The organism is Modestobacter sp. DSM 44400, assembly GCF_900107175.1.
Classification (GTDB): Bacteria; Actinomycetota; Actinomycetes; order Mycobacteriales; family Geodermatophilaceae; genus Modestobacter.
Genome location: NZ_FNOZ01000021.1, coordinates 12,886 through 34,677 on the forward strand (window position 1 = coordinate 12,886; position 21,792 = coordinate 34,677).

A 21,792-nucleotide genomic window follows, 5' to 3' on the forward strand; every position below is an offset into this window, starting at 1 on the left:
GCGATTGACCGTGCCGAAGGCATCTGACACCCCTGCGGAGCAGCGATGAGCAGCACCCGGGACTTCATCGAGAAGGACTACTACGCGGCCCTGAGCGTCGCCAAGGACGCTGACGCCGCGGCCATCAAGAAGGCCTACCGGCAACTGGCACGCGAGCTGCACCCGGACAAGAACCCGGACAATGCCGCGGCCGAGACCCGCTTCAAGGAGGTGTCGGAGGCCTACGACGTCCTCTCCGACCCCAAGCGGCGGTCGGAGTACGACGAGGCGCGCCGGCTGTTCGGCTCCGGTGGCTTCCGCCCCGGCGCCGGGGGAGCCGGCGGCTTTCCCGGGGGCGCCGCCGGTCAGCCGTTCGACCTCGGTGATCTGTTCGGCCAGGCGGCCGGTTCACCGGGTGCCGCCGGCGGCCGCGCCGGAGGTCTGGGTGACCTGTTCGGCGGCCTCTTCGGTGGCGGGGGAGGCGCCGCAGCCGGCCCCCGCGGCCGGAGTCAGGCGGCGTCCGGGCCGGCCCGCGGTCAGGACGTCGAGACCGAGGCGACGCTCTCCTTCGACGAGGCCGTCCTCGGGGTGACCGTTCCTCTGCGCATGCAGAGCCCGGGCACCTGCGCCACCTGCCACGGCAACGGCGCCCGGCCCGGCACCAGCCCGCACACCTGCCCGGTGTGCAACGGCGCGGGGGTCACCAGCCGCAGCCAAGGGGCGTTCGCCTTCTCCGAGCCCTGCCGCGAGTGTCGCGGCACCGGCTCGGTCGTCGACGACCCATGCCCGGAGTGCAAGGGCGCCGGGGTCACCAACCAGACCCGCACCATCACCGTGCGCATCCCGGCCGGGGTCAAGGACGGCCAGCGCATCCGGCTGGCCGGCAAGGGCGCCCCCGGGCGGCGAGGTGGGCCGGCCGGCGACCTGTTCGTCGTGGTCCACGTCAGCGTCTCGGAGCTGTTCGGCCGGTCCGGCAGCGACCTGACCCTGACGGTGCCGATCAGCTTCGCCGAAGCGGCGCTGGGGACGACGCTGACCGTGCCCACCCTGGACGCCCCGGTGTCGCTGAAGGTCCCCGCCGGGACCACCAGCGGGCGAACCTTCCGGGTCCGTGGCCGCGGCGTGCAGGGCAGGAGCGCGCACGGGGACCTGCTGGTGACCGTGGAGGTCGCGGTGCCCAAGAAGCTCACGCCGGCCGCCCGTGAGGCGATCGAGAAGCTGGCCACCGAGCTGCCCGACGACCCCCGCCCGGAGATCACCGCGGCGCTGGGGGCTGGAGGTGCGCGATGACCATCCCCCCGGTGGGCAGCCCGGACCCGCGGCGGATGCCGCGACCGGTCGCTGAGGACGCGCCCGTCTTCGTCATCTCGGTGGCCGCCGAGCTGGCCGGCATGCACGCCCAGACGCTGCGCCAGTACGACCGACTGGGGCTCGTCCGGCCCGGTCGCACCCCTGGCGGCGGACGGCGGTACAGCCCGCGGGACGTCGCCCTGCTGCGTGAGGTGCAGCGACTGAGCCAGGAGAACGGCGTCAACCTGGCCGGCATCAAGCGGATCATCGAGCTGGAGTCCCAGGTCGAGGCGCTGCAGGACCGGGTGCGCGAGCTCCTGGAGGACCTCCAAGTGTCCGAGGACCACCGGGTGGCCGCGGAGTCCGCCGTCTCCGCGGCCTACGCGGGCGCCCTCGTCCCGCGGCCGACGCCCGGTTCCGCGCTGGTGGTGTGGCGCCCTGGTCGATCCTCGTGAGTGACCCGAACGAGGCGGCCGGGAACGCAACGGGGCCCCGGCGCGTGGAACACGATGTGACCACCATGGCGAGCACCCGCGGGGCCCGCGACGTCAGCAGCGACGTCGGCGGAGGCACCGATGTCGACGGCGCCGAGGCCTACGTGCGCCTGGAGCGTGAGGTCGCGTTGCTGCTGCGCCGGTCCCGGGCGATCTCGGGCCGACTGGCCGGCGAACTGCACCACGGCCTGGAGGGCGCCGCCTACGGACTGCTCGTGCTGCTCGACGACGCCGGGCCGTTGCGAGCCAGTGACGTCGTCGCACGGCTGGGCCTGGACAAGAGCACCGTCAGCCGGCAGGTGGCCTCCCTGGTCGACCTGGGGCTGATCGACCGTGCCGCGGACCCCGGCGACGGGCGTGCGCAGGTGCTGTCCACCTCGGTCGAGGGGCACCGCCGGCTCAGCGAGCTGCGCGACGTCCGGCGGGCCCGCTGGGAGGCCGACCTGGCCGACTGGGCGACCCGTGACGTGGCCACCCTCGCCGAGCTGCTGGGCCGGCTGAACCGGCTCGGCGAGGCCCGCGAGGGCGAGGCCCTCGGCGACTGAGCAACCCCGCACGCACGGCAGCGGGCCGCCCCCGGAGTTCCGGGGAGCGGCCCGCTGTCGTCTACCGGCCGATGTGACGACAGGTCAGCCGGGAATCATCCAGCCCAGCACCGGCGTCGACTGCAGCACCACGATCACGCACATGAACAGCAGCAGGACCAGGCTCCAGCCGAAGACCTTGCGGAAGAGCTCGCCCTCCTTGCCGGCCATGCCCACGGCCGCAGCCGCGATCGCCAGGTTCTGCGGGCTGATCATCTTGCCCAGCACCCCTCCGGAGGAGTTGGCCGCGGCCAGCAGCAGCGGGTCCAACCCGGCCCGGGCGGCGGTCTGCACCTGCAGCGCGCCGAAGAGGGCGTTGGCCGAGGTGTCCGAGCCGGTGACGCCGACGCCGATCCACCCGAGCACCGGGGCGAGGAAGGCGAAGAACGCGCCGGCCCCGGCGAGGTAGGCGCCGAGGCTGGCGGTCTGCCCCGACAGGTTCATCACGTACGCCAGGGCCAACACGGCCATGACGGTGAGGATGGCCCACTTGAGTTCGGCGTAGGTCCGGCCATAGGCGGCCAGGGCGCGCGCGGGAGGAACTTTCAGCACCAGGGCGGTGATGATCCCGGAGATGATCAGCAGCGTGCCGGCAGCGCCCAGCCAGTTGAAGTTGAACGTCCCCGTCGAGAGCTCTTCGGTGGCCCCGGGGGCGAACACGTGCAGCCCCGGCCAGGCGAACTTGTAGGCGAAGGGCGCCTTGCCGAGGAAGGCCTTGACCGCGGCGATGTTCGCGATCGAGAAGATCACGATGATGATGAGGTAGGGCGCGTACGCCTTGATCACGTCGTTGCGGGAGTCCACCACGGCCGCGGCCCGGCCGCCGCCCGTCGTGCGTCCAGCGCCGGCGCTGGGGGCGTCGGCGTCGATGGAGCGCTGTCCGCCGGGTCGGTCGCCGAGCTCGGTCCCGGCCGTGGCACCCACGGCGGCTCCGGCGGCTCCGGCACCCACCCCGGCCTGGAGTGCACCGGTCCGCGCGGGCTTGGACACCCGGGTCACGAGGACGACAGCCCCCGCGGCCACCAGCGACGCGACGATGTCGGTCAGCGGTACGGAGATGTAGTTGGAGGCGATGAACTGGGCGACGGCGAACGAGAGGCCCGCGGTGAGGGCGGGCAACCACGCCTCCCGCAGTCCCCGCTTCCCGTCAGCGACGAAGACGAGGATGAGAGGCACGACCACGGCCAGGATCGGCGTCTGCCGGCCGACCATGGCACCGATGGTCTCCACGGTCAGGCGGCTGTCGTCACTCGCACCGGAGGTGACGGTGGCCAGGGTGACGATCGGCGAGGCCAGCGCGCCGAAGGCGACCGGGGCGGTGTTCGCGATCAGGGCGAGGGCCGCGGCCTTCAGCGGTGCGAACCCGAGGGTCATCAGCATGACCACGGTGATGGCCACCGGTGTGCCGAAGCCGGCCAGCGCCTCGAGCAGGGCGCCGAAGCAGAAGGCGATGATGATCGCCTGGACGCGCAGGTCGGGGCTGACCTTCTCGAAGGACCGGCGCAGCACGTCGAAGTGCCCGGTCTCGACGGTCAGGTTGTAGACCCAGATCGCGTTGATGACGATCCACATGATCGGGAAGAAGCCGAACGCGGCCCCCTCGGTCGCGCCGAGCAGGGACTGGCCGACCGGCATGTCGAAGAAGATGACCGCGACGAGGATCGCGACGACCAGCGAGATCAGGCCGGCCTGCCACGCCTTCATCCGCAGCACGCCGAGCAGCACGAAGAGCGTGACCAACGGGATGGCGGCGCAGAGGGCGCTGAGACCCAGCGACCCCCCTACGGGGTCAAGTACCTGTTCGAACATTCCTCACCTCGTCGTGAGCAGGGGCATGGGATGGATCGTGGGGTGGAGCAGGGGGTGCGGTGGCAGAGCGTGACGGTCCTGCTGGCTCTTGGCAAGCGACCGTCACCATCCGGTGACCTGCGTTCTTCTCGCGTCGGCCGGGTCAGTGCTGCGGGCCGAGCGTGCTGACCGACAGCCCCCGGATCGAGGCGTCCAGGACCTCGATGGTGTGCGCCAGGCCGATCCGGGTGCCCTGTCGCTCCAGGGACGAGGCGACCTGCATCAGGCACCCCGGGTTGGCCGTGACGAGCACGTCGGCGCCGGTGGCCGCGATGTTGCGGGCCTTGCGGTCGCCCAGCTCCCGGGCCGGCTCGGGGTTGAGCACGTTCCAGATCCCGGCCGAACCGCAGCAGATCTCGCCCTCGGCGATCTCCTTGAGCTGCAGACCGGGTATCTCGGTGAGCAGCGAGCGGGGCTGCGCTCGCACGCCCTGCGCGTGGGCCAGGTGGCAGGCGTCGTGATAGGCGATGGTCACCTCCAGCGGGTGCCGGGGGGCGACCGAACCCAGATCGGCGAGCAGTTCGGAGACGTCGCGCACGGACGCCGCGAAGCTCTTGGCCCGCTCGGCGTAGGCAGGGTCGTCGGCCAGCAGCTCGGCGTACTCCTTCATGCTCGACCCGCAACCGGCCGCGTTGACCACCACGGTGTCCACGCCGGCGGCCTCGAAGGCGTCGATGGTGGCCCGGGCGAAGCGCTCGGCCTCCTCCTGCCGGCCGTTGTGCACCGACAGTGCTCCGCAGCAGCCCTGCTTGCGCGGGATGATGACGTCGCAACCGTCCGCGGCCAGCACCCGGGCGGTCGCGGCGTTCACTCCGGGGAAGAACTCGCCCTGCACGCAGCCGGTCAGCATCCCGACGACGGCCCGGCGCTCGCCGACGGCCGGCACCCGTTCCGGGAGCTTCTCCCGCTTCTCCAGGACCGGGGCCAGGCCCTCCATCGCGGCCAGCTTGGGCGCCAACCGGTCGAGCAGGCCGCTGCGGCGCACCAGCTTCGGGAGCCCGCTGACCTGGTAGGCCCGCAGCGGCCCACGCAGCGCGCGCAGCCGCCGCTTGTAGGGGAAGAGGGCGAAGATCGCCGTCCGCATCGCCTTGTCGCCGGGACTGCGGTCGTGGTGCCGCTCGACCTGTATCCGGGTGGCCTCGATGAGCTTGTCGTACTGGACGCCGGAGGGGCAGGCGGTCACGCACGCCATGCAGCCCAGGCAGGCGTCGAAGTGCTGGACCATGCTGTCGCTCAGCGGAGCGCCCTGCAGGCCGGCCTTCATCAGGTCGATCCGGCCGCGCGGGGAATCCATCTCCTCCCCCCACAGCGTGTAGGTGGGGCAGGTGGGCAGGCAGAACCCGCAGTGCACGCAGTCGCCGATAAGCGCCGCCGAGGGCGGGTGCTCGTCGTCGAAGGCCGGGCGCACGTCGGAGGGGCCGACCGGCACGGGGCCGTGCGCCAGGGCGCTGGTTTCCGCCGGGTCGCCCAGGGGGAGCTGGACACGGGTGGGCTGTTCAGCCATCTCAGATGCCTCCGACGAACCGGCCCGGCGCCAGGCGGCGCTCGGGATCGAACCGTTCCTTCACGCGGCGCATGAGGTCCAGGGCCGGGACCGGGCCCCAGGTGTCGACGCCGGACTTGACCTCGGCCGGACCATCGAGCACCACCAGCGCGCCACCGGCCGCCGTGCACGCCTGACGCAACCGGGTCACCACGGCGCGTACCGCTGTCACGTCTGCGTCGGCCGGCAGGGCGCCGTACACCACGCCCGCGCCGGCGGAGCCCCGCAGCGTCAGCCCCACCCCGGCCGAGGCAGCCGCATCCCGACCGGCCGAGAGGACCGCGGGCAGCGCGGAGAGTGCGAAGGTGGCCTTGAGTGCGGTACCCGGGGCGTCGGCCCAGGGCAGCCTGCCCCAGCCGGCGGGCAGGTCGCCGGCCGCGGACCTGCCGCCGACCAGCTCGACAAGGGCTGCGCTGCGAGCCGCCACGCCGGCTTCGGTGCCCTCGAGCAGCACGTGGACGGCGCCCGGGCCGTCGGCGGGCCAGTCGACCTCCACGGCGGCGGGCACCAGCTGGGCGTGCACCACCTGTTGCGCCAGCCGGCCGGCGTCCGCGGCGGCGGCGAACAGCACGCTGACCACCTGCCGGGCGGCCGGCACCGGGTGCAGCCGGAACACCGCCTCGGTCACCACGACCAGGGTGCCGAAGGAGCCGATGACCAGCTTGCCGAGGTCGTAGCCGGCCACGTTCTTGACCACCCGGCCGCCGGCCTTGGCGACCACGCCGTCGGCACGGACCACGGTGACCCCGAGCAGCAGGTCGCGTGCCGTCCCGACCGCCACCCGGCGGGGCCCGCTCATGTTCGTGGCCAGCGTGCCGCCGATCGAGGAGCCGGGCACCGCCTCGTCGAGGGAGAGCCGTTGACCGGCCGACCCGACCGTTCGCTGTACGTCGGTCAGCAGCGCCCCGGCCTGGGTTTCGACGATCAGGTCGCCGGCGGCGTGGTCGAGGACGGCGCCCATCCGGCTCACGTCGAGTACCAGGTCTGCCTGCTCCGGGGGTTGGCCCCAGGACAGCTTGGTGCCACGGCCGCGAGGGACGACGGTCAGCCCGTGTGCCGCCGCGGCGCGCAGCACCTCGGCGACCTCAGGAGTGCTGGCCGGCCGGGCGACCAGGGCGACGGGCACGCCGTCTACGGCATCGGCCGGGCTGCCGTCGGTGACGTCGCCGCAGGCCGAGGTGAGGGCGGCACGGGCCGCCTCGAGGCGGGTGCTGGAGGTGGTGGTCATGGGGGTGATCCGTTCAGAACGCGTCGGCCAGGCCGGCCTCGACGAGCGGATGGGCCTTCTTCCGCTTGCCGGGCACCTCGCCGCACAGCCGGGGGGTGGGGAAGACCTTGCCGGGGTTGGCTATGCCGTCCGGGTCGAAAGCGCAGCGGACCAGTTGCATCGTGTCCAGGTCGTCGTCGGTGAACATCTTCGGCATGTAGGCCGCCTTGTCCACGCCCACGCCGTGCTCGCCGGTGATCGCGCCGCCGTGGGAGATGCACAGGTCCAGGATCGCGCCGCTGACCTTCTCGGCGGCCTCGCCGGCACCCGGCTTGGACTCGTCGAAGAGCACGAGCGGGTGCAGGTTGCCGTCGCCGGCGTGGAAGACGTTGGCCACCCGGACGCCGGAGGACGACGACAGCTCGGCGATCGCGCGCAGCACCTCGGGCAGCGCCGTCCGCGGGATGACGCCGTCCTGGACGATGTAGTCGGGGCTGATCCGTCCAACCGCCGCGAAGGCGGACTTGCGGCCCTTCCAGATCAGCGCCCGTTCGGCGGGGTCGGTGGCCAGCCGCAGCTCGAAGGCGCCGTGCTCCCGGCAGAAGGCCTCCACCTGGGCGTACTCGTGCTCCACCTCGGCCGAGGCCCCGTCGAGCTCGACGACCAGCACCGCGCCGGCGCCGGCGGGGTAGTTGCAGTGCACGGCGGCCTCGGCGGCCTCGATGGCCAGGGCATCCATCATCTCGATGGCCGCCGGCAGGACCCCGGCGCTGATGATCGCCGAGGTGGCCGCGCCGGCCTCGTCGGTGGAGGGGAACCCGACCAGCAGGGTGCGCACCTCCTGCGGGAGTCGGACCAGGCGCACGGTGGCGGTCGTGGCGATGCCGAGGGTTCCCTCGGAGCCGACGACGGTGCCGAGCAGGTCGTACCCGGGGGCGTCGGGCGCCAGGCCGCCGAGCTGGACGACGTCGCCCTGCGGCGTGACGAGCTCCGTGCCGAGCACGTGATTGCTGGTGAAGCCGTACTTGAGGCAGTGCGCGCCGCCGGAGTTCTCCGCCAGGTTGCCGCCGATCGAGCAGATCTGCTGGCTGCTGGGGTCGGGGGCGTAGTAGTAGCCGTGCGGGGTGGCGGCGCGGGTGACGTCGAGGTTGATGACGCCGGGGTCCACGACGGCCCGCTGATCCTCGCGGCGGATCTCGCGGATGGTGCGCATCCGGGAGGTGACGACCAGCACGCCGTCCGCGCGGGGGAGGGCGCCGCCGGACAGGCCGGTGCCCGAGCCGCGGGCCACGAACGGCACGCCGTGCTCGCTGCAGGCGCGGACGACCGCGGCCAGTTGCTGGGTGGTCTCCGGCAGCACCACCAGGGCCGGGGTGACGCGGTAGTGCGCCAGCCCGTCGCACTCGTAGGTGCGCAACTGGGTGGGGTCGGCGATGACACCGGTGACCGGCATCACTGCACGGGCCACCCGGCCCACCGCCTCCAGGGCCGCGCCGTTGTCGCCCGGCTCCCCGGTGGCCGAGGTGGCCTCCGGTGCGACGTTCCCGAGGACCGGGCCCGCCGTGGTCTCCGTGCCATGTGTGCCGCTCATGAGGCTCCGCCTTCGTCGCCGGACATGCTGGTCACCGTGCTGGCTCCCGGGGGCCGAAATGGCCATTTTGGCCCCCGGGGAGTGGGTCAGGGGCCGCCGTTCCAGTTCCCCTGCGGAGCAGGGTTCAGGGCATGCGCTCGTAGGCCGGGACGGTGAGGAAGTCGGGGTACTCGTCCGCCAGCGCCATCTCGGTGAACAGGGCCCGCGCATCGTCCCACCGGCCGGCGGCGAAGGCATCCCCGCGGGCGTCACGGATCTTGCCCATCTCGTCCTCGATCACCTGCTCGACCAGCTCGCGGGTGACCTGCTGGCCGTCGGCGAGCGTCACGCCGTTGTGCAGCCACTGCCAGACCTGGCTGCGGGAGATCTCTGCGGTGGCGGCGTCCTCCATCAGGCCGTTGATCCCGGCGGCGCCGGAACCGCGCAGCCACGACTCGACGTACTGGATGCCGACGCTGATGTTGGCCCGCAGTCCGGCCTCGGTGGCCTCACCCGGGGTGGACTTCACGTCCAGCAGCTGGGCGGCGGTCACCGAAACGTCCTCGCGCAGCTTGTCCAGCTGGTTGGGCTTGTCGCCCAGCACCTTGTCGAAGACGTCCATCGCGGTCTGGACCATGCCCGGGTGGGCCACCCAGGAGCCGTCGAAGCCGTCATTGGCCTCGCGGGTCTTGTCCTCGGTGATCTTGTTGTAGGCGAATTCGTTCGCCTTTGGGTCCTTGCTCGGGATGAAGGCGGACATGCCGCCGATTGCGTGCGCGCCGCGTTTGTGGCAGGTGCGCACCAGCAGTTCGGTGTAGGCCCGCATGAACGGTACGGTCATGCCGACCGAGTTGCGGTCCGGCAGGGTGAAATCCTCACCCCGGGTCCGGAACATCTTGATGACGCTGAACATGTAGTCCCAGCGGCCGGCGTTGAGCCCGGCGGAGTGCTCGCGCAGCTCGTAGAGGATCTCCTCCATCTCGAACGCGGCCGGGTAGGTCTCGATCAGGCAGGTGGCGCGGATGGTGCCGCGCGGGATGCCGAGAGTGTCCTGCGCCAGGTTGAAGGCGTCGTTCCACAGCCGCGCCTCGAGGTAGCTCTCCATCTTCGGCAGGTAGAAGTAGGGCCCCTGGCCGCGGTCGATCTGTTTCTGCCCGCAGGTGGACAGGTAGAGCGCGAAGTCCACCAGGCTGCCCGAGGTCTGCTGACCGTCGACCAGGATGTGCTTCTCCGGCAGGTGCCAGCCGCGCGGCCGCACGATGATCGTGGGCAGCTCCTCGTCGGGCTCGAGGGTGTAGGCCTTGCCCTGGGGGCTGGTGAAGTCGATCGTGCGGTCGATGGAGTCCATCAGGTTCAGCGGGCCGTTGACGACGTTCTCCCACAGCGGGGAGTTCGCGTCCTCCTGGTCGGCGAGCCAGCACTTGGCGCCCGAATTGAGCGCGTTGATGGTCATCTTGCGGTCGGTGGGGCCGGTCATCTCCACACGGCGGTCGACCAGGCCGGGAGCCGGCTCGGCCACCCGCCACGAGTCGTCGGAGCGGATGTGCGCGGTCTCGGGGAGGAAGTCCAGCGTGCCCCCGTCGGCCAGCGCCTGCACTCGCTCGGCACGGGCCTGCAGCCGCTCCAGGCGCCGGTCGTTGAACTCGCGGTGGAGCAGGGCGATCAGCTCCAGCGCACGAGTCGTGAGGACCTCGTCGTAGCGCTCGCCCATCGGGCCGGTGATCTCCACACCGTCAACCGTGCTCATGGCTCTCCCTGCGTGTCAGTGTCGTTCTGGTGGATGCCGCTGGGATCGCCTGGGTACGTGCCCGGACGGGCGCACACCGGAACTGGCCGCGCCGCGGACTGCGCGAGGTGACCTTCCGTCATACGGGAGGTTCCCACTGGCATGCGGAAAACGTATCCTCGGTCACCAGTCGGGTCAAGGTGGGCCCGGGGCCTGCGGGCACCCGGCTCACGGCGGTCCGGGGCACCCGGTGACGCGTGCCGGGAGACGCGAACTGCGCGGGTGCTGGGACGAGGGGGAGTGTCATGGCTCAGGTCGAGCAGGCGGCCGGCGGCACGATCGGTGGAACGGAGGGCGGCGTCCAGTCGCTCGAGCGCGCCTTCCTGCTGTTGGAGCTGATGGCCGAGGACGGCGGGGAGGTCGCGCTGTCCCGGCTGGCGGTCGAGAGCGGGCTGCCGCTGTCGACGATCCACCGGCTGGTGCGCACCCTGGTGGCCCGCGGGTACGTGCGGCAGCTCCCCTCGCGCCGCTACGTGCTGGGCCCGCGGCTGATCCACCTGGGCGAGAGCTCCTCGCGCACGCTGGGCACCTGGGCCCGCCCGCACCTGAGCTCCCTGGTCGACAGCACCGGGGAGTCGGCCAACCTGGCCATGCTCGACGGCGACCGGGTGGTCTACGTCGCCCAGGTCCCCTCCCGGCACTCGATGCGGATGTTCACCGAGGTCGGCCGCCGGGTCCACCTGCACTGCACCGGCGTCGGCAAGGCCCTGCTGTCCCAGCTGCCGCCCGCCACCGCCCGGGACCTGCTGGTGCGCGGCGGGATGCCCCGGCGCACGCCGCTGACCGTCACCGACCCCGACGAGCTGATGGCCCGGCTGCCGCAGATCGCCGAGCAGGGTTACGCCCTCGACGACGGCGAGCAGGAGACCGGCGTCCGCTGCGTGGCCGTGCCGGTGCCCGGCGGACCGCTGAGGACCGCCATCTCGGTGTCCGGGCCCGAGGGCCGGGTCGCGATGGACAGCGTGCCGCGGGTCGTCGCGGAGCTGCAACAGACGGCGGCCGCGCTGGCCGCCGAGCTGCGCGAGGACGGCCCACACGCGCTCAGCGGCCGGTCCAGCTGACCTGACCACGGCTGACGAACGCGGCCACCCCGGCCCGGAAGTCCTCGCTGCTGAACACCTCGTGCACCAGGTCGTCGCCGGCGGGCACGTTCGCCCGGCGCAGCCGCGCCACCGCCCGCTTGGCCGCCCGCATGCTCAGCGGGGCGTGGCCGAGCAGGGTCGTGACCAACTCGCCCAGCACAGCGTCCAGCTCGCCGTCCGCGCACACCTCGCCGACGAAGCCGGTCGCCGCGGCGTCGGTGGCCGACAGCAGCCGGGCCCGCAGCAGCATGTCCAGCGTGCGGGCCGGGCCGAGGTGTGACACCAGCAGCGAGTAGGTGTTCATGGACAGGCAGTTGCCCAGCGTGCGGGCCACCGGGACGCCGAATCGGCCGGAAGCGGTGGCCACCCGCAGGTCGCACGCCGCGGCGATGATCAGGCCGCCGCCGACGCAGGCGCCCTCCACCGCGGCGATCGTCGGCACCCCGACGTCCTCCAGCCGGTTGACCACCCGCTCGATGCGCGCCTCGTAGGCGACGCCGTCCTCGCCGCTGGTGGACCCGCCGCTACCGAACTCGAGGAACTGGCTGATGTCGGTGCCGGCGACGAAGGCCCGGCCGCCGGCACCGCGCAGCACCAGCACGTGGACGGACTCGTCCTCGTCGGCCCGCTCGCACGCGGCCTCCAGGCCGTCGTACATGGCGTAGGTCATCGCGTTGCGCGCCGCCGGCCGGTTGAACAGCACGGTCAGCACCGCGCCGTCCTGGCTGACCTCCAGGTCGCTCATGCCTGCTTTCCCGTCGCGGGGGTGGTCGCGGCGGCCACCACGTCGGCGGGCACGCCGTACCGGGTGAGCACCGCGTGGGTGTCGGCGCCCAGCGGCGGACCGGCGACGCCGCGGACGGCGGGGGTGCGCGACATCCGCATGGGCGAGCCGAGCTGGCGCACCGGGCCGAGGGCGGGGTGCGGGGCGTCCCAGAAGAAGTCCCGGGCCGCCAGGTGCGCGTCGGTGAACACCTGGCCGTAGTCGTTGATCGGCGCGCACGGCACCCCGGCGTCCCCGAGGGCCGTGAGCAGGCTCTCGGTGGTGCGGGTGCGCGTGCGGGCCTCGATCACGTCGAGCAGCTCACCGCGGCGGGCGTGCCGCCGGGAGGCGTCGCCGTAGCCCGGGTCGGCGAGCTCGGTGGGCATGTCCAGCGAGCGGCACAGCCCGGCCCAGGTGTTCGGGGTGTTCGCACCGATGGTCACCCAGCCGTCCGCGGTCTGGAAGGCCTGGTACGGCGCCTGGCTCTGGTGGGCCGACCCGAGCGGGCCGCCGACCTCGCCGGTGGCGAAGTACTTGCCGGCCTCCCACACCGCCAGGCTCACGCCGGCCTCGAACAGCGAGACGTCGATCGACTGGCCGACCCCGGTGCGGTCCCGCTCGCGGAGCGCCGCGGTCACCGCGAGGGCGAGGTAGAGGCCGCAGACCAGGTCGCACACCGGCACGCCGACCTTCACCGGCTCGCCGCCGGGGGTGCCGGTGATGCTCATGATCCCGCTGCGGGCCTGCGCCATGATGTCCAGCCCGGGCAGCGGGGCCAGCGGGCCGTCCTGACCCCAGCCGGACCCCGAGGCGTACACGACCCGGGGGTTCACCGCCGCGACCGCCGCGGCGTCCAGGCCGAGGCGGGCCATCGCACCCGGGCGCAGGTTCTCGACCACCACGTCGGCCTCGCCCACCAGGGCGAGGAAGGCCGCCTTGCCGGCGGTGGACTTCAGGTCCAGCGCGACGGACTCCTTGTTCCGGTTCAGCCGCAGGTAGGGCGAGCTCTCGCCGTCCAGGAACGGCCCGCTGGCCCGGACCGGGTCACCGCTGCGGGGGTCCTCCACCTTGACCACCCGAGCGCCTAGATCGGCCAATTGCATGGCGGCGAACGGGGCCGCCATGAACACCCCGACCTCGAGCACGGTGATGCCGGTCAGGGGTGGCTGGGGTTCGGGGGTCGCGTTCACATCTGCCTCTTCCGCGCGTGCCTGGGACGGCCATCGTGGCCGGTACGTGACTGCGCCCCGGACGACGGGTGTGCCGTCCGGGGCGCAGGTGGTGCAGTGGATCAGATCGGTACTGCTGAGCTCACAGCCAGCCGGGGGCGACCAGCACGAGCCAGGTGACGATCGGGATGATCGCCACCATCGAGAACCCCCAGATCATCAGGGTCCGGAACACGCTGTCCCGCTCCCTCTCGGTGGCGTTCGCAACCACCAGGGCGCCGCTGGTGGAGAACGGGCTCGAGTCCACGATCGACGACGACAGCGCCAGCGCGGTGATCAGACCGATCGCCCCGACCGCGTTGGCGCCGAGCAGGAACGGTACGGCCAGCGGGATGAGCGCACCGAGGATGCCGGTGGTGGAGGCGAAGGCGGAGACGACCGCGCCGATGTAGCAGATCAGCAGCGCGGCGATCAGCGGAACGCCCAGCTTGGCCACGTTGTCACCCAGCCAGCCGGGGGTGTCCTGGTCCTGCATCAGGCCGACGAAGGTGACGATGCCGCAGATCAGCAGCACGGTCGGCCAGGCGATCTGCCCGACGGCGCCCTTGGCCCCACGGGGGGCGATGAGCGAGAGGACGACGCCGACGGTGATGGCCATCAGGCCGATGTCCAGGTCGAAGGGAGGCAGGGATCCGATGACCAGGACGGCGAGTCCCACCAGCGTCAGGGTGCGGTCCCGGTCGAGGGTGGTGACCGGCGCAGCGTGCTGCTCGGTGGCCAGCGCGGTGGTCTGCAACGCCTGCTGGTCCGCGCGGTCCTCGGCGGTGGAGTGCTGGTGGCTGGGCTGGCCGTGTCCGGCCGGGGTGACCCGGCCGCCGGAGAGCGCTGCGCCCTCGGTGCCGGTGCTGCCAAGGGCGAATCCCTGAGCCCGGGACCCACCGGGGATGTCCTCGCCGGTGCCCTCGGTGGCGTCGCCGGCGACGGTGGCGGCCATGAAGTCGTCGTCGTGGTCGCCGGTCATGTCGACGCGTCCGCCGCCGAGCAGCTTGCGGCCGCCGAAGAGGAAGAAGACCACGATCGAAAGCAGCACGTTGATCACGATGGAGGCGCCCCACAGGAACAGCGGGCTGCCCGGCAGGTCGTTGTCCGCGACGACGGTGTTGGTGATGACGCCGAAGATCGAGATCGGGGAGAACCCGCCCGCGGTGGCGCCGTTGATGATGAAAAGCCCCATCAGCACCGGGTTGATGTTGTACCGGCGGGCGAAGGACATGCCGACGGGGGCGATGATCGCCACCACGGCCGGGACGACGCCGCCGATGGCGGTCAGCGCGGCGGTGACGGTGAACATCGCCCACGGGATGGCCACCAGCCGGCCGCCGGACGCCTTGACCGCGGCATGCACCAGCCAGTCGACCGTGCCGTTGTTCTTGGCGATGGCGAACAGGTAGGTGACACCGACGAGGACGACGAACAGCGACCCGGGGAAGAACCCGAAGACGCTGTCGGAGTAGTCCTCCGATCCGTAGATGAAGTACGCCGCGATGAAGGTCGCGGTGAGAGCCAGCGCGCCCATGTGGACGGGCAGCACCGTGGCGATCAGGAAGACCGCCAACAGGATGAGGATCGTGACGAGCTGTACGGACACCGGCGTCCCCAGGAGTGGTCGTGGCGCGGGGGAGTTCCCGCCTTACTGCTTCCGCGATGCGGGAACCCGCTTTCGCCAGCAGGGAATTCGATCGTGGTCAAGCCACGGTGTCAAGCGTCACATGTGCATGTGCTGTGTCTTCGTTACATCCACTAGCCGGTAGTAGCCTTCCGCACAGTGGACTTCGGGGGCTCACCCGGAGCCTCCGGACGAGAGGGCCAAGGCATGTCAGCGACGACGACCACCGGCGGGCGCCACTTCCTGCAGATCCCCGGGCCCACCAACGTGCCCGACCGGGTGTTGCGCGCCATCTCGGCCCCGACGATCGACCACCGCGGCCCGGACTTCGCCGCGCTCGGCCTGGACGTGCTCGAGGCCGTCAAGCCCGTGTTCGGCACCGCGCAGCCGGTGGTCATCTACCCCGCCTCGGGCACCGGGGCCTGGGAGGCGGCGCTGACCAACACCCTGTCGCCCGGCGACAAGGTGCTGGCCTTCGAGACCGGCCACTTCGCCACCCTCTGGCAGGACATGGCCACCCGGCTGGGCCTGCAGGTGGAGTTCGTCCCGGGCGACTGGCGCCACGGCGCCGACCCCGACGCCGCGTGGGAGCGGCTCGCCGCCGACACCGCACGCGAGATCAAGGCCGTCATGGTCGTCCACAACGAGACCTCCACCGGCGTGACCAGTCGGGTCGCCGACGTCCGGCGGGCGATCGACGCCGCTGACCACCCCGCGTTGCTGCTGGTCGACACGATCTCGTCCCTGGGCAGCATCGACTACCGCCACGACGAGTGGGGCGTCGACGTCACCGTCGCCGGGTCACAGAAGGGCCTCATGCTCCCGCCCGGGTTGAGCTTCAACGCGGTGAGCGACAAGGCGCTGCAGGCGTCCAAGACCGCGGGCCTGCCCCGCTCGTTCTGGGACTGGCAGCCGATCCTCGCCGCCAACGAGCGGGGCTTCTTCCCCTACACGCCGGCCACGAACCTGCTCTACGGGCTGAAGGTCGCGCTGGAGATGCTGGACGAAGAGGGCCTGCCGAACGTCTACGCCCGGCACACCAGGCACGCCGAGGCGACCCGGGCCGCCGTCCGCGGCTGGGGCCTGGAGGTGCTGGCCCTCGACGAGCGGGAGTACTCCGGCTCGCTGACCGCCATCTACATGCCGGACGGCGGTGCGGACGCGGTGCGTGCGGTCATCCTGCGCGAGTACGACATGTCGCTGGGTGCCGGTCTGGGCAAGCTGGCCGACAAGGTGTTCCGGATCGGGCACCTGGGCCACTTCAACGACCTCACCCTGGCCGGCACCCTCGCCGGGGTGCAGATGGGCCTGGTGCGCGCCGGCGTGTCCATCGACCCGAACGGGATCCAGGCCGCCCTCGAGCGCCTGCAGCAGCCATGACCGAGCTCGCGAGGTTCCGCATGAGCACAGCACCCGTCGAGGCACCGTGACAGCGACTCCCGAGCGCACGGCTCCCGCGGCGACCGCGGACTTCGAGCGTGACCTGCACGGTGCCCTGGACGGCGAGGTCGCCTTCGACGACTACACCCGGCACGTGTTCAGCCAGGACGCCAGCATGTACTCGATCGTCCCGGTCGGGGTGGCCTACCCGCGGCACGCCGCCGACGTCTCGGCCGCGGTGCGGCTGGCCGCCCGGGCCGGCGTTCCGGTGCTCGCCCGGGGGGCCGGCACCAGCCTGGCCGGGCAGACCGTGAGCCCCGGGCTGGTGCTGGACCTGTCCCGGCACATGAACGCCATCCGCGAGGTGGACCCCGAGGGTCGCACGGCGGTGGTCGAGCCGGGCGTCGTCCAGGACGACCTCAACCGCGCGGCCGGTGTACACGGGCTGATGTTCGGTCCGGACACCTCGACCAGCAACCGCGCCACCATCGGCGGGATGATCGGCAACAACTCCGCAGGCAGCGGGTCGGTGCGCTTCGGCATGACCATCGACCACGTGCACGAGGTCGACGTCGTCCTGGCCGACGGGTCGACCGCGACCTTCGGTGTGGTCGACGAGGCCGAGCGGGCCCGCCGGGCGGAGGGCACGACGCTGGAGGCTGCCATCTACCGCGAGCTGCCGAAGCTCGTCGCCGCGAACAGCGACGCGATCGCCACCGGCTTCCCCTCCTTCTGGCGGCGGGCCGGCGGCTACCGGCTGGACCGGCTCGCCGAGGGCGCCCCCTTCGACCTGGCCAAGTTCCTGGTCGGCTCGGAGGGCACTCTGGCCATCGTCACCGCGGCGCGGGTGGGCCTGGTGCCCAAGCCGTCCAGGCAGGTCTTCGCCGTCGGCCACTTCACCACCGTCCAGGGCGCCATCAACGCGACCGAGGACGCGCTGTCGGTCGAGCCGGCCCAGGTCGAGCTGATGGACCGGACGATCCTCGACCTCTCGCGGCAGAAGATCGAGTACGCGGCGCTCGGCGAGATCCTGCAGGGTGACCCCGAAGCGCTGCTGTTCGTCTCCTTCACCGGCGACGACCAGGACGAGTTGGTCGCGTCCATGGACCGGCTCACCGCGCTCTGGGAGCAGCACGGGCACGGCTACCACACGCTGCGCGCGATCACGTCGGCCGAGCAGGGTGCGCTGCTCAAGGTGCGCAAGTCGGCGCTGGGGCTGCTCATGGCGGCGTCGGTGGGAGCGCGCCGGCCGCTGGCCTTCGTGGAGGACACCGCCGTCGACCCGAAGCACCTGGCCGAGTACACCGCCCGGTTCCGCGACGTGCTGGACCGGCACGGGCTGGAGGCGGGTTTCTACGGGCACTGCTCGGTGGGCTGCCTGCACATCCGGCCCTTCGTCGACCTGACCAAACCCGGTCAGGTCGAGGTCATGCGCTCGGTCGCCGTCGAGGTCAAGGACCTGGTCCGCGAGTACGGCGGGGTGAACTCCAGCGAGCACGGCGACGGACTGGCCCGCAGCGAGTTCAACCGTGAGCTCTTCGGCGACGAGCTCTACGAGGCGATGCGCCAGGTCAAGGGCCTCTTCGATCCTGAGGGGCGGCTCAACCCGGGCAAGATCGTCGACTCCCCGGCCATGACCGACCACCTGCGCGACGCCGACCCGGCGGTGCCCGGCCCGCTGCGCACCCGGCTGCAGTTCGACGTCGTCGGCGGCATGTTCGGCGCGGCCGACCGCTGCATGAACATCGGGCTGTGCCGCAAGTCCACCACCGGCGCGATGTGCCCGTCCTACATCGCCACCCGGATGGAGGAGCACTCCACCCGCGGCCGGGCCGGGGCGCTGGTCAAGGCGCTGAGCGAAGGCGACCCGCACGCGGCGCTGGCCGACGAGCGGCTGCACGAGGTACTCGACCTGTGCCTGATGTGCAAGGCCTGCAAAAGCGAGTGCCCGCTGGGCGTCGACGTCTCGGCGATGAAGAGCGAGGCGCTGGCGGCCAAGCATGACCGGCACGGCGTGCCGCTGCGCTCCCGTGTCTTCGGTGCGATCCGCACGCTGAACCGGCTGGGCGCGGCGACGGCGCCGCTGTCCAACCTGCCGGGCCGGATCAAGCCGCTGCGGGCGCTGATGGACTCGAAGCTGGGCATTGCCCGCCAGCGCGAGCTGCCGGTGTTCCAGCGCAACACCCTGCCGCGCTGGTTCAAGGGTCACACGGCGCCGGCCGTCCCGACCCAGGGCACGGTCACGCTGTTGGCCGACTCGTTCACCAGCTACACCGAGCCGGGCATCGGGCAGGCCGTCGTCCAGTTGCTGGAGCAGGCCGGGCACGCGGTGCGGTTGGAGAGCAAGGGCTGCTGCGGCCGGCCGAGCATCTCGAAGGGAATGCTGGACGACGCCCGCGACAAGGCCCGTTCGCTGGCCGCGTCGCTGTGCGACGGGGCGGAGCCGGGCTCGCCGATCGTCGGCTGCGAGCCCTCCTGCATCCTGACACTGCGGGCCGAGCACGTCGACCTGCTGCCCGATGACCCGAACGTGCGCGACGTCGCCGCGCGGGTGCGGCTGCCTGAGGAGCTGCTGGTCGAGGCGATCGACGAGGGTCGGCTCCGGCTGCGCGAGGACAGCTGGCTGGCCGGGCGCCGCATCCTCTTCCACGGCCACTGCCACCAGAAGGCCGAGGCCGGGACGACGGCCACGGTCGCGCTGCTGTCGCGGATCCCGGGCGTCGTGGTCGAGGAGCTCGACGCCGGCTGCTGCGGCATGGCCGGCTCGTTCGGCTTCGAGTCCGAGCACTACGACATCTCGCTGCAGGTGGGGGAGGACCGACTGTTCCCGGCGGTTCGCGCGGCGGCGGCCGAGACCGTCATCGCCGCCACCGGCGTCTCCTGCCGTCAGCAGATCTTCCACGGCACCGAGCGCAACGCCTGGCACCCGGTGGAGCTGGTGCTGGAGGCGCTGGCCCGGGGCTGATCGCACCACAGCGCACTCCGGCGCCCGCTGGACCCACGGGTTCGGCGGGCGCCCGCCGCATTGTGACGACTGTCGCCCGGCGCGTCAGTTGCGTGCGGCAACCAAATGACTGATCATGGGACGTGACCGAGCCGGCGCTGTGTGCCGGCCCCCTCCCCAGGACGGCGACGTGCACATCACCCGGGACACCTCCGAACGGCTCACCGCCGGTGTGGGCCGGCTCGTGCGCACCGGCCGCCAGCTCGGGCACCGCGCGGCCGCCGACCTCTACGGCGACCTCCCGCCCTCCGGCTGGGCGCTGCTGGCGTCGCTCGAGCAGGGCGGCGAGCAGCGCTGCAGTGCGCTGGCCGACAAGCTCTGGGTCGACGTCTCCGTGGCCAGTCGTCAGGTGTCGGCCCTGGAGAGGTCGGGGTACGTGGCCCGCAGGCCCGACCCGCTCGACGGACGGGCCAGCCTGATCAGCGTCAGTGCCGAGGGGGTGGCCGCCCTGGCCCGGGTCCGTGAGCTGCGCAGCCAGTGGGCCTTCGGCGCCCTGGAGCACTGGCGCGAGGACGAGGCCCGGCAGTTCAGCGTCCTGCTCGAGCGCATGGCCGACGACCTCGAACGCACCGGACGACGCTCGTCGTCCCCACACCCCGCCGCCCCGGTGGCCGACTGATCCCTCGTCGGCACTCCCCGCCCGTCCCACCCCGGCACCACCCAGGAGAACCCCGCATGAGCTCCACCACCACCGACCGGCTCCCCGCCGGCGGGGACACCCCCACGGTTGCGCCCGTCGAGCAGCAGGGCGGGATGACGCACCGCCAGATCCTCGAGGCGCTCTCGGGCATGTTGCTGGCGATGTTCGTGGCGATCCTGTCCTCGACCGTAGTCTCCAACGCGCTGCCGACGATCATCACCGACCTGCGTGGCTCGCAGAGCCAGTACACCTGGGTCGTCACCGCCACCCTGCTGGCCTCGACTGCATCAACGCCGATCTGGGGGAAGCTGGCTGACCTGTTCAGCAAGAAGCTGCTGCTCCAGATCGCGATCGTCGTGTTCATCGTCGGCTCGATGCTCGCCGGCCTCTCCCAGTCGGTGCCGACGTTGATCGGCTGGCGCGCCCTGCAGGGCCTCGGCCTGGGCGGCCTCACCGCGCTGGTGCAGATCGCGATGGCCGCGATGATCAGCCCGCGGGAGCGCGGCCGCTACTCCGGGCTGCTCGGTGGCGTCTTCGCCCTCGGCACGGTTGCCGGCCCGCTCATCGGCGGGCTGCTGGTGGACACCTCCTGGCTGGGCTGGCGCTGGTGCTTCTACGTCGGCGTTCCGTTCGCCGCCGTCGCGCTGGTGCTGCTGCAGCGCACGCTGCACCTGCCGGTGGTCAAGAGGAAGGTGTCCATCGACTACCTGGGCGCGGCGTTCCTGACGGCCGGCGTCTCGGCGCTCCTGATCTGGGTCACGCTGGCCGGCAACAGCTTCGGCTGGGCCTCGCTGAACAGCGCCCTGCTCCTCGGCGGCGGCGTGCTCGCGATCATCGCCTTCATCGTCACCGAGCTGCGGGCCAGTGAGCCGATGGTCCCCCTGCGGCTCTTCCGGGAGCGCACAACGACGCTGGCCATCATCGCCAGCATGGTCATCGGCGTGGCGCTGTTCGGCACGACGGTCTTCCTCGGCCAGTACCTACAGATCTCCCGGGGGTACTCGCCGACGGTGGCCGGGCTGCTGACCCTGCCGATGATCGGTGGACTGGTGCTCGCCTCGACGGTCTCGGGGATCCTGATCTCCAAGTACGGCCGGTGGAAAGCCTTCCTGGTGGTCGGCTCGCTGCTGGTCGCCACCGGCTTCGGGCTGCTGGCCACCATCGACCACGGGACCGACATCGTCCTGCTCGGCGTCTTCCTCGCCGTTCTCGGCGTCGGCATCGGCCTGACCAACCAGAACCTGGTGCTGGCCGTGCAGAACACCGTGGCGGCCAGCGACCTGGGCGCGGCGAGCTCGGCGGTGGCCTTCTTCCGCAGCCTCGGGGGCGCGGTCGGCGTATCGGTGCTGGGCGCGGTGCTCAGCAGTCGGGTCGGCACGCTGATCCAGCAGGGCCTTGCCGACGTCCCGGGTGCGGCCACCGCGTCCTCGGGATCGGGGAACGTGGGGCTGGCCGACCTGGCCGATGCCCCGGCGGCGTTGCGCAGGCTCATCGCGGTGTCCTACGGCGATGCGACCGGTCGGATCTTCCTGATCTCGGGACTGCTGTCGATCATCACGATCGTCGTCATCCTGTTCATCCGGGAGGTGGCGCTGCGCACCGAGTCCGGCGACCAGCGGGTGCAGACGGAGAGCTCGACGGCGGTCGGCGGTCGGAACACGACGGCCGACGTCGACGAGCAGCTTGCCGGGCAGGGGTCCGACCCGCGCGCCTGAGAAAGGACCTCCTCCTGGCGGAAGGATTCCCTCCCGCATCCCTTCGCAGGCTCAGCAGAAGGACCCCGTCCC

General features: G+C 72.0%; 16 protein-coding genes. 8 read left to right on the top strand and 8 right to left on the bottom strand.

Going from position 1 to position 21,792, the window contains the following annotated elements; translation table 11 throughout:
• Window positions 1-45 precede the first annotated feature (45 nt).
• The 3 genes from dnaJ (at window position 46) to BLW04_RS14000 (ending at window position 2,308) form a co-directional block, all read left to right on the top strand.
• Complete coding sequence (gene dnaJ, locus BLW04_RS13990; protein WP_091542177.1) at window positions 46-1,269, top strand: molecular chaperone DnaJ; 1,224 nt, start codon at window positions 46-48, stop codon at window positions 1,267-1,269.
• Window positions 1,266-1,724, top strand: coding sequence for a heat shock protein transcriptional repressor HspR (locus BLW04_RS13995; RefSeq protein WP_305777659.1), 459 nt, complete (start codon window positions 1,266-1,268; stop codon window positions 1,722-1,724). The genes dnaJ and BLW04_RS13995 overlap by 4 nt, the downstream gene beginning before the upstream one ends.
• 65 nt (window positions 1,725-1,789) lie before the next feature.
• The gene (locus BLW04_RS14000; protein ID WP_091542367.1) at window positions 1,790-2,308 is read left to right on the top strand and encodes a MarR family winged helix-turn-helix transcriptional regulator; all 519 of its coding nucleotides are present in this window, start codon (window positions 1,790-1,792) and stop codon (window positions 2,306-2,308) included.
• 84 nt (window positions 2,309-2,392) lie between these two features.
• Here the strand turns inward: BLW04_RS14000 and BLW04_RS14005 are convergent, their stop codons facing one another.
• The 5 genes from BLW04_RS14005 to aceB all read right to left on the bottom strand — a co-directional run bounded on the left by BLW04_RS14005 (window position 2,393) and on the right by aceB (window position 10,262).
• Window positions 2,393-4,156, bottom strand: coding sequence for an L-lactate permease (locus tag BLW04_RS14005; RefSeq protein ID WP_091542181.1), 1,764 nt, complete (start codon window positions 4,154-4,156; stop codon window positions 2,393-2,395).
• 142 nt (window positions 4,157-4,298) lie between these two features.
• Complete coding sequence (locus BLW04_RS14010) at window positions 4,299-5,699, bottom strand: heterodisulfide reductase-related iron-sulfur binding cluster (RefSeq protein WP_091542184.1); 1,401 nt, start codon at window positions 5,697-5,699, stop codon at window positions 4,299-4,301.
• A gap of 1 nt (window position 5,700) precedes the next feature.
• Window positions 5,701-6,966 (bottom strand): FAD-binding oxidoreductase, encoded by a 1,266-nt coding sequence (locus tag BLW04_RS14015; RefSeq protein ID WP_091542186.1) that lies wholly within the window; start codon window positions 6,964-6,966, stop codon window positions 5,701-5,703.
• 13 nt (window positions 6,967-6,979) lie between these two features.
• Window positions 6,980-8,536 (bottom strand): FAD-linked oxidase C-terminal domain-containing protein, encoded by a 1,557-nt coding sequence (locus tag BLW04_RS14020; protein ID WP_091542190.1) that lies wholly within the window; start codon window positions 8,534-8,536, stop codon window positions 6,980-6,982.
• Between the two features lie 124 nt (window positions 8,537-8,660).
• Entirely contained in the window at window positions 8,661-10,262 is a 1,602-nt protein-coding gene (gene aceB, locus BLW04_RS14025) for a malate synthase A (protein ID WP_091542194.1), read from the bottom strand.
• 284 nt (window positions 10,263-10,546) lie between these two features.
• On the opposite strand from aceB, the gene BLW04_RS14030 reads away from it, so the two are divergent.
• Window positions 10,547-11,362, top strand: coding sequence for an IclR family transcriptional regulator (locus BLW04_RS14030; protein WP_091542198.1), 816 nt, complete (start codon window positions 10,547-10,549; stop codon window positions 11,360-11,362).
• On the opposite strand, the gene BLW04_RS14035 is transcribed toward BLW04_RS14030, so the two are convergent.
• The 3 genes from BLW04_RS14035 to BLW04_RS14045 form a co-directional block, all read right to left on the bottom strand.
• Complete coding sequence (locus tag BLW04_RS14035; protein ID WP_091542202.1) at window positions 11,343-12,128, bottom strand: enoyl-CoA hydratase/isomerase family protein; 786 nt, start codon at window positions 12,126-12,128, stop codon at window positions 11,343-11,345. The genes BLW04_RS14030 and BLW04_RS14035 overlap by 20 nt on opposite strands.
• A complete protein-coding gene (locus BLW04_RS14040; RefSeq protein ID WP_254781541.1) occupies window positions 12,125-13,336 on the bottom strand; it encodes a CaiB/BaiF CoA transferase family protein in 1,212 nt (403 codons plus the stop codon). The genes BLW04_RS14035 and BLW04_RS14040 overlap by 4 nt, the downstream gene beginning before the upstream one ends.
• A gap of 121 nt (window positions 13,337-13,457) precedes the next feature.
• A complete protein-coding gene (locus BLW04_RS14045; protein ID WP_091542204.1) occupies window positions 13,458-14,963 on the bottom strand; it encodes an SLC13 family permease in 1,506 nt (501 codons plus the stop codon).
• Window positions 14,964-15,188: 225 nt separating this feature from the next.
• Between BLW04_RS14045 and BLW04_RS14050 the strand changes: the two genes are divergently transcribed.
• From BLW04_RS14050 to BLW04_RS14065, 4 genes are all read left to right on the top strand, one after another.
• Entirely contained in the window at window positions 15,189-16,361 is a 1,173-nt protein-coding gene (locus tag BLW04_RS14050) for a pyridoxal-phosphate-dependent aminotransferase family protein (RefSeq protein WP_091542208.1), read from the top strand.
• 46 nt (window positions 16,362-16,407) lie between these two features.
• The gene (locus BLW04_RS14055; protein ID WP_091542211.1) at window positions 16,408-19,326 is read left to right on the top strand and encodes an FAD-binding and (Fe-S)-binding domain-containing protein; all 2,919 of its coding nucleotides are present in this window, start codon (window positions 16,408-16,410) and stop codon (window positions 19,324-19,326) included.
• A gap of 169 nt (window positions 19,327-19,495) precedes the next feature.
• On the top strand, window positions 19,496-19,984 hold the full coding sequence (locus BLW04_RS14060; protein ID WP_091542216.1) for a MarR family winged helix-turn-helix transcriptional regulator: 489 nt from the start codon (window positions 19,496-19,498) through the stop codon (window positions 19,982-19,984).
• A 56-nt stretch (window positions 19,985-20,040) separates the two neighbouring features.
• Window positions 20,041-21,720 (top strand): MDR family MFS transporter, encoded by a 1,680-nt coding sequence (locus BLW04_RS14065; RefSeq protein ID WP_091542219.1) that lies wholly within the window; start codon window positions 20,041-20,043, stop codon window positions 21,718-21,720.
• Window positions 21,721-21,792: the final 72 nt, after the last annotated feature.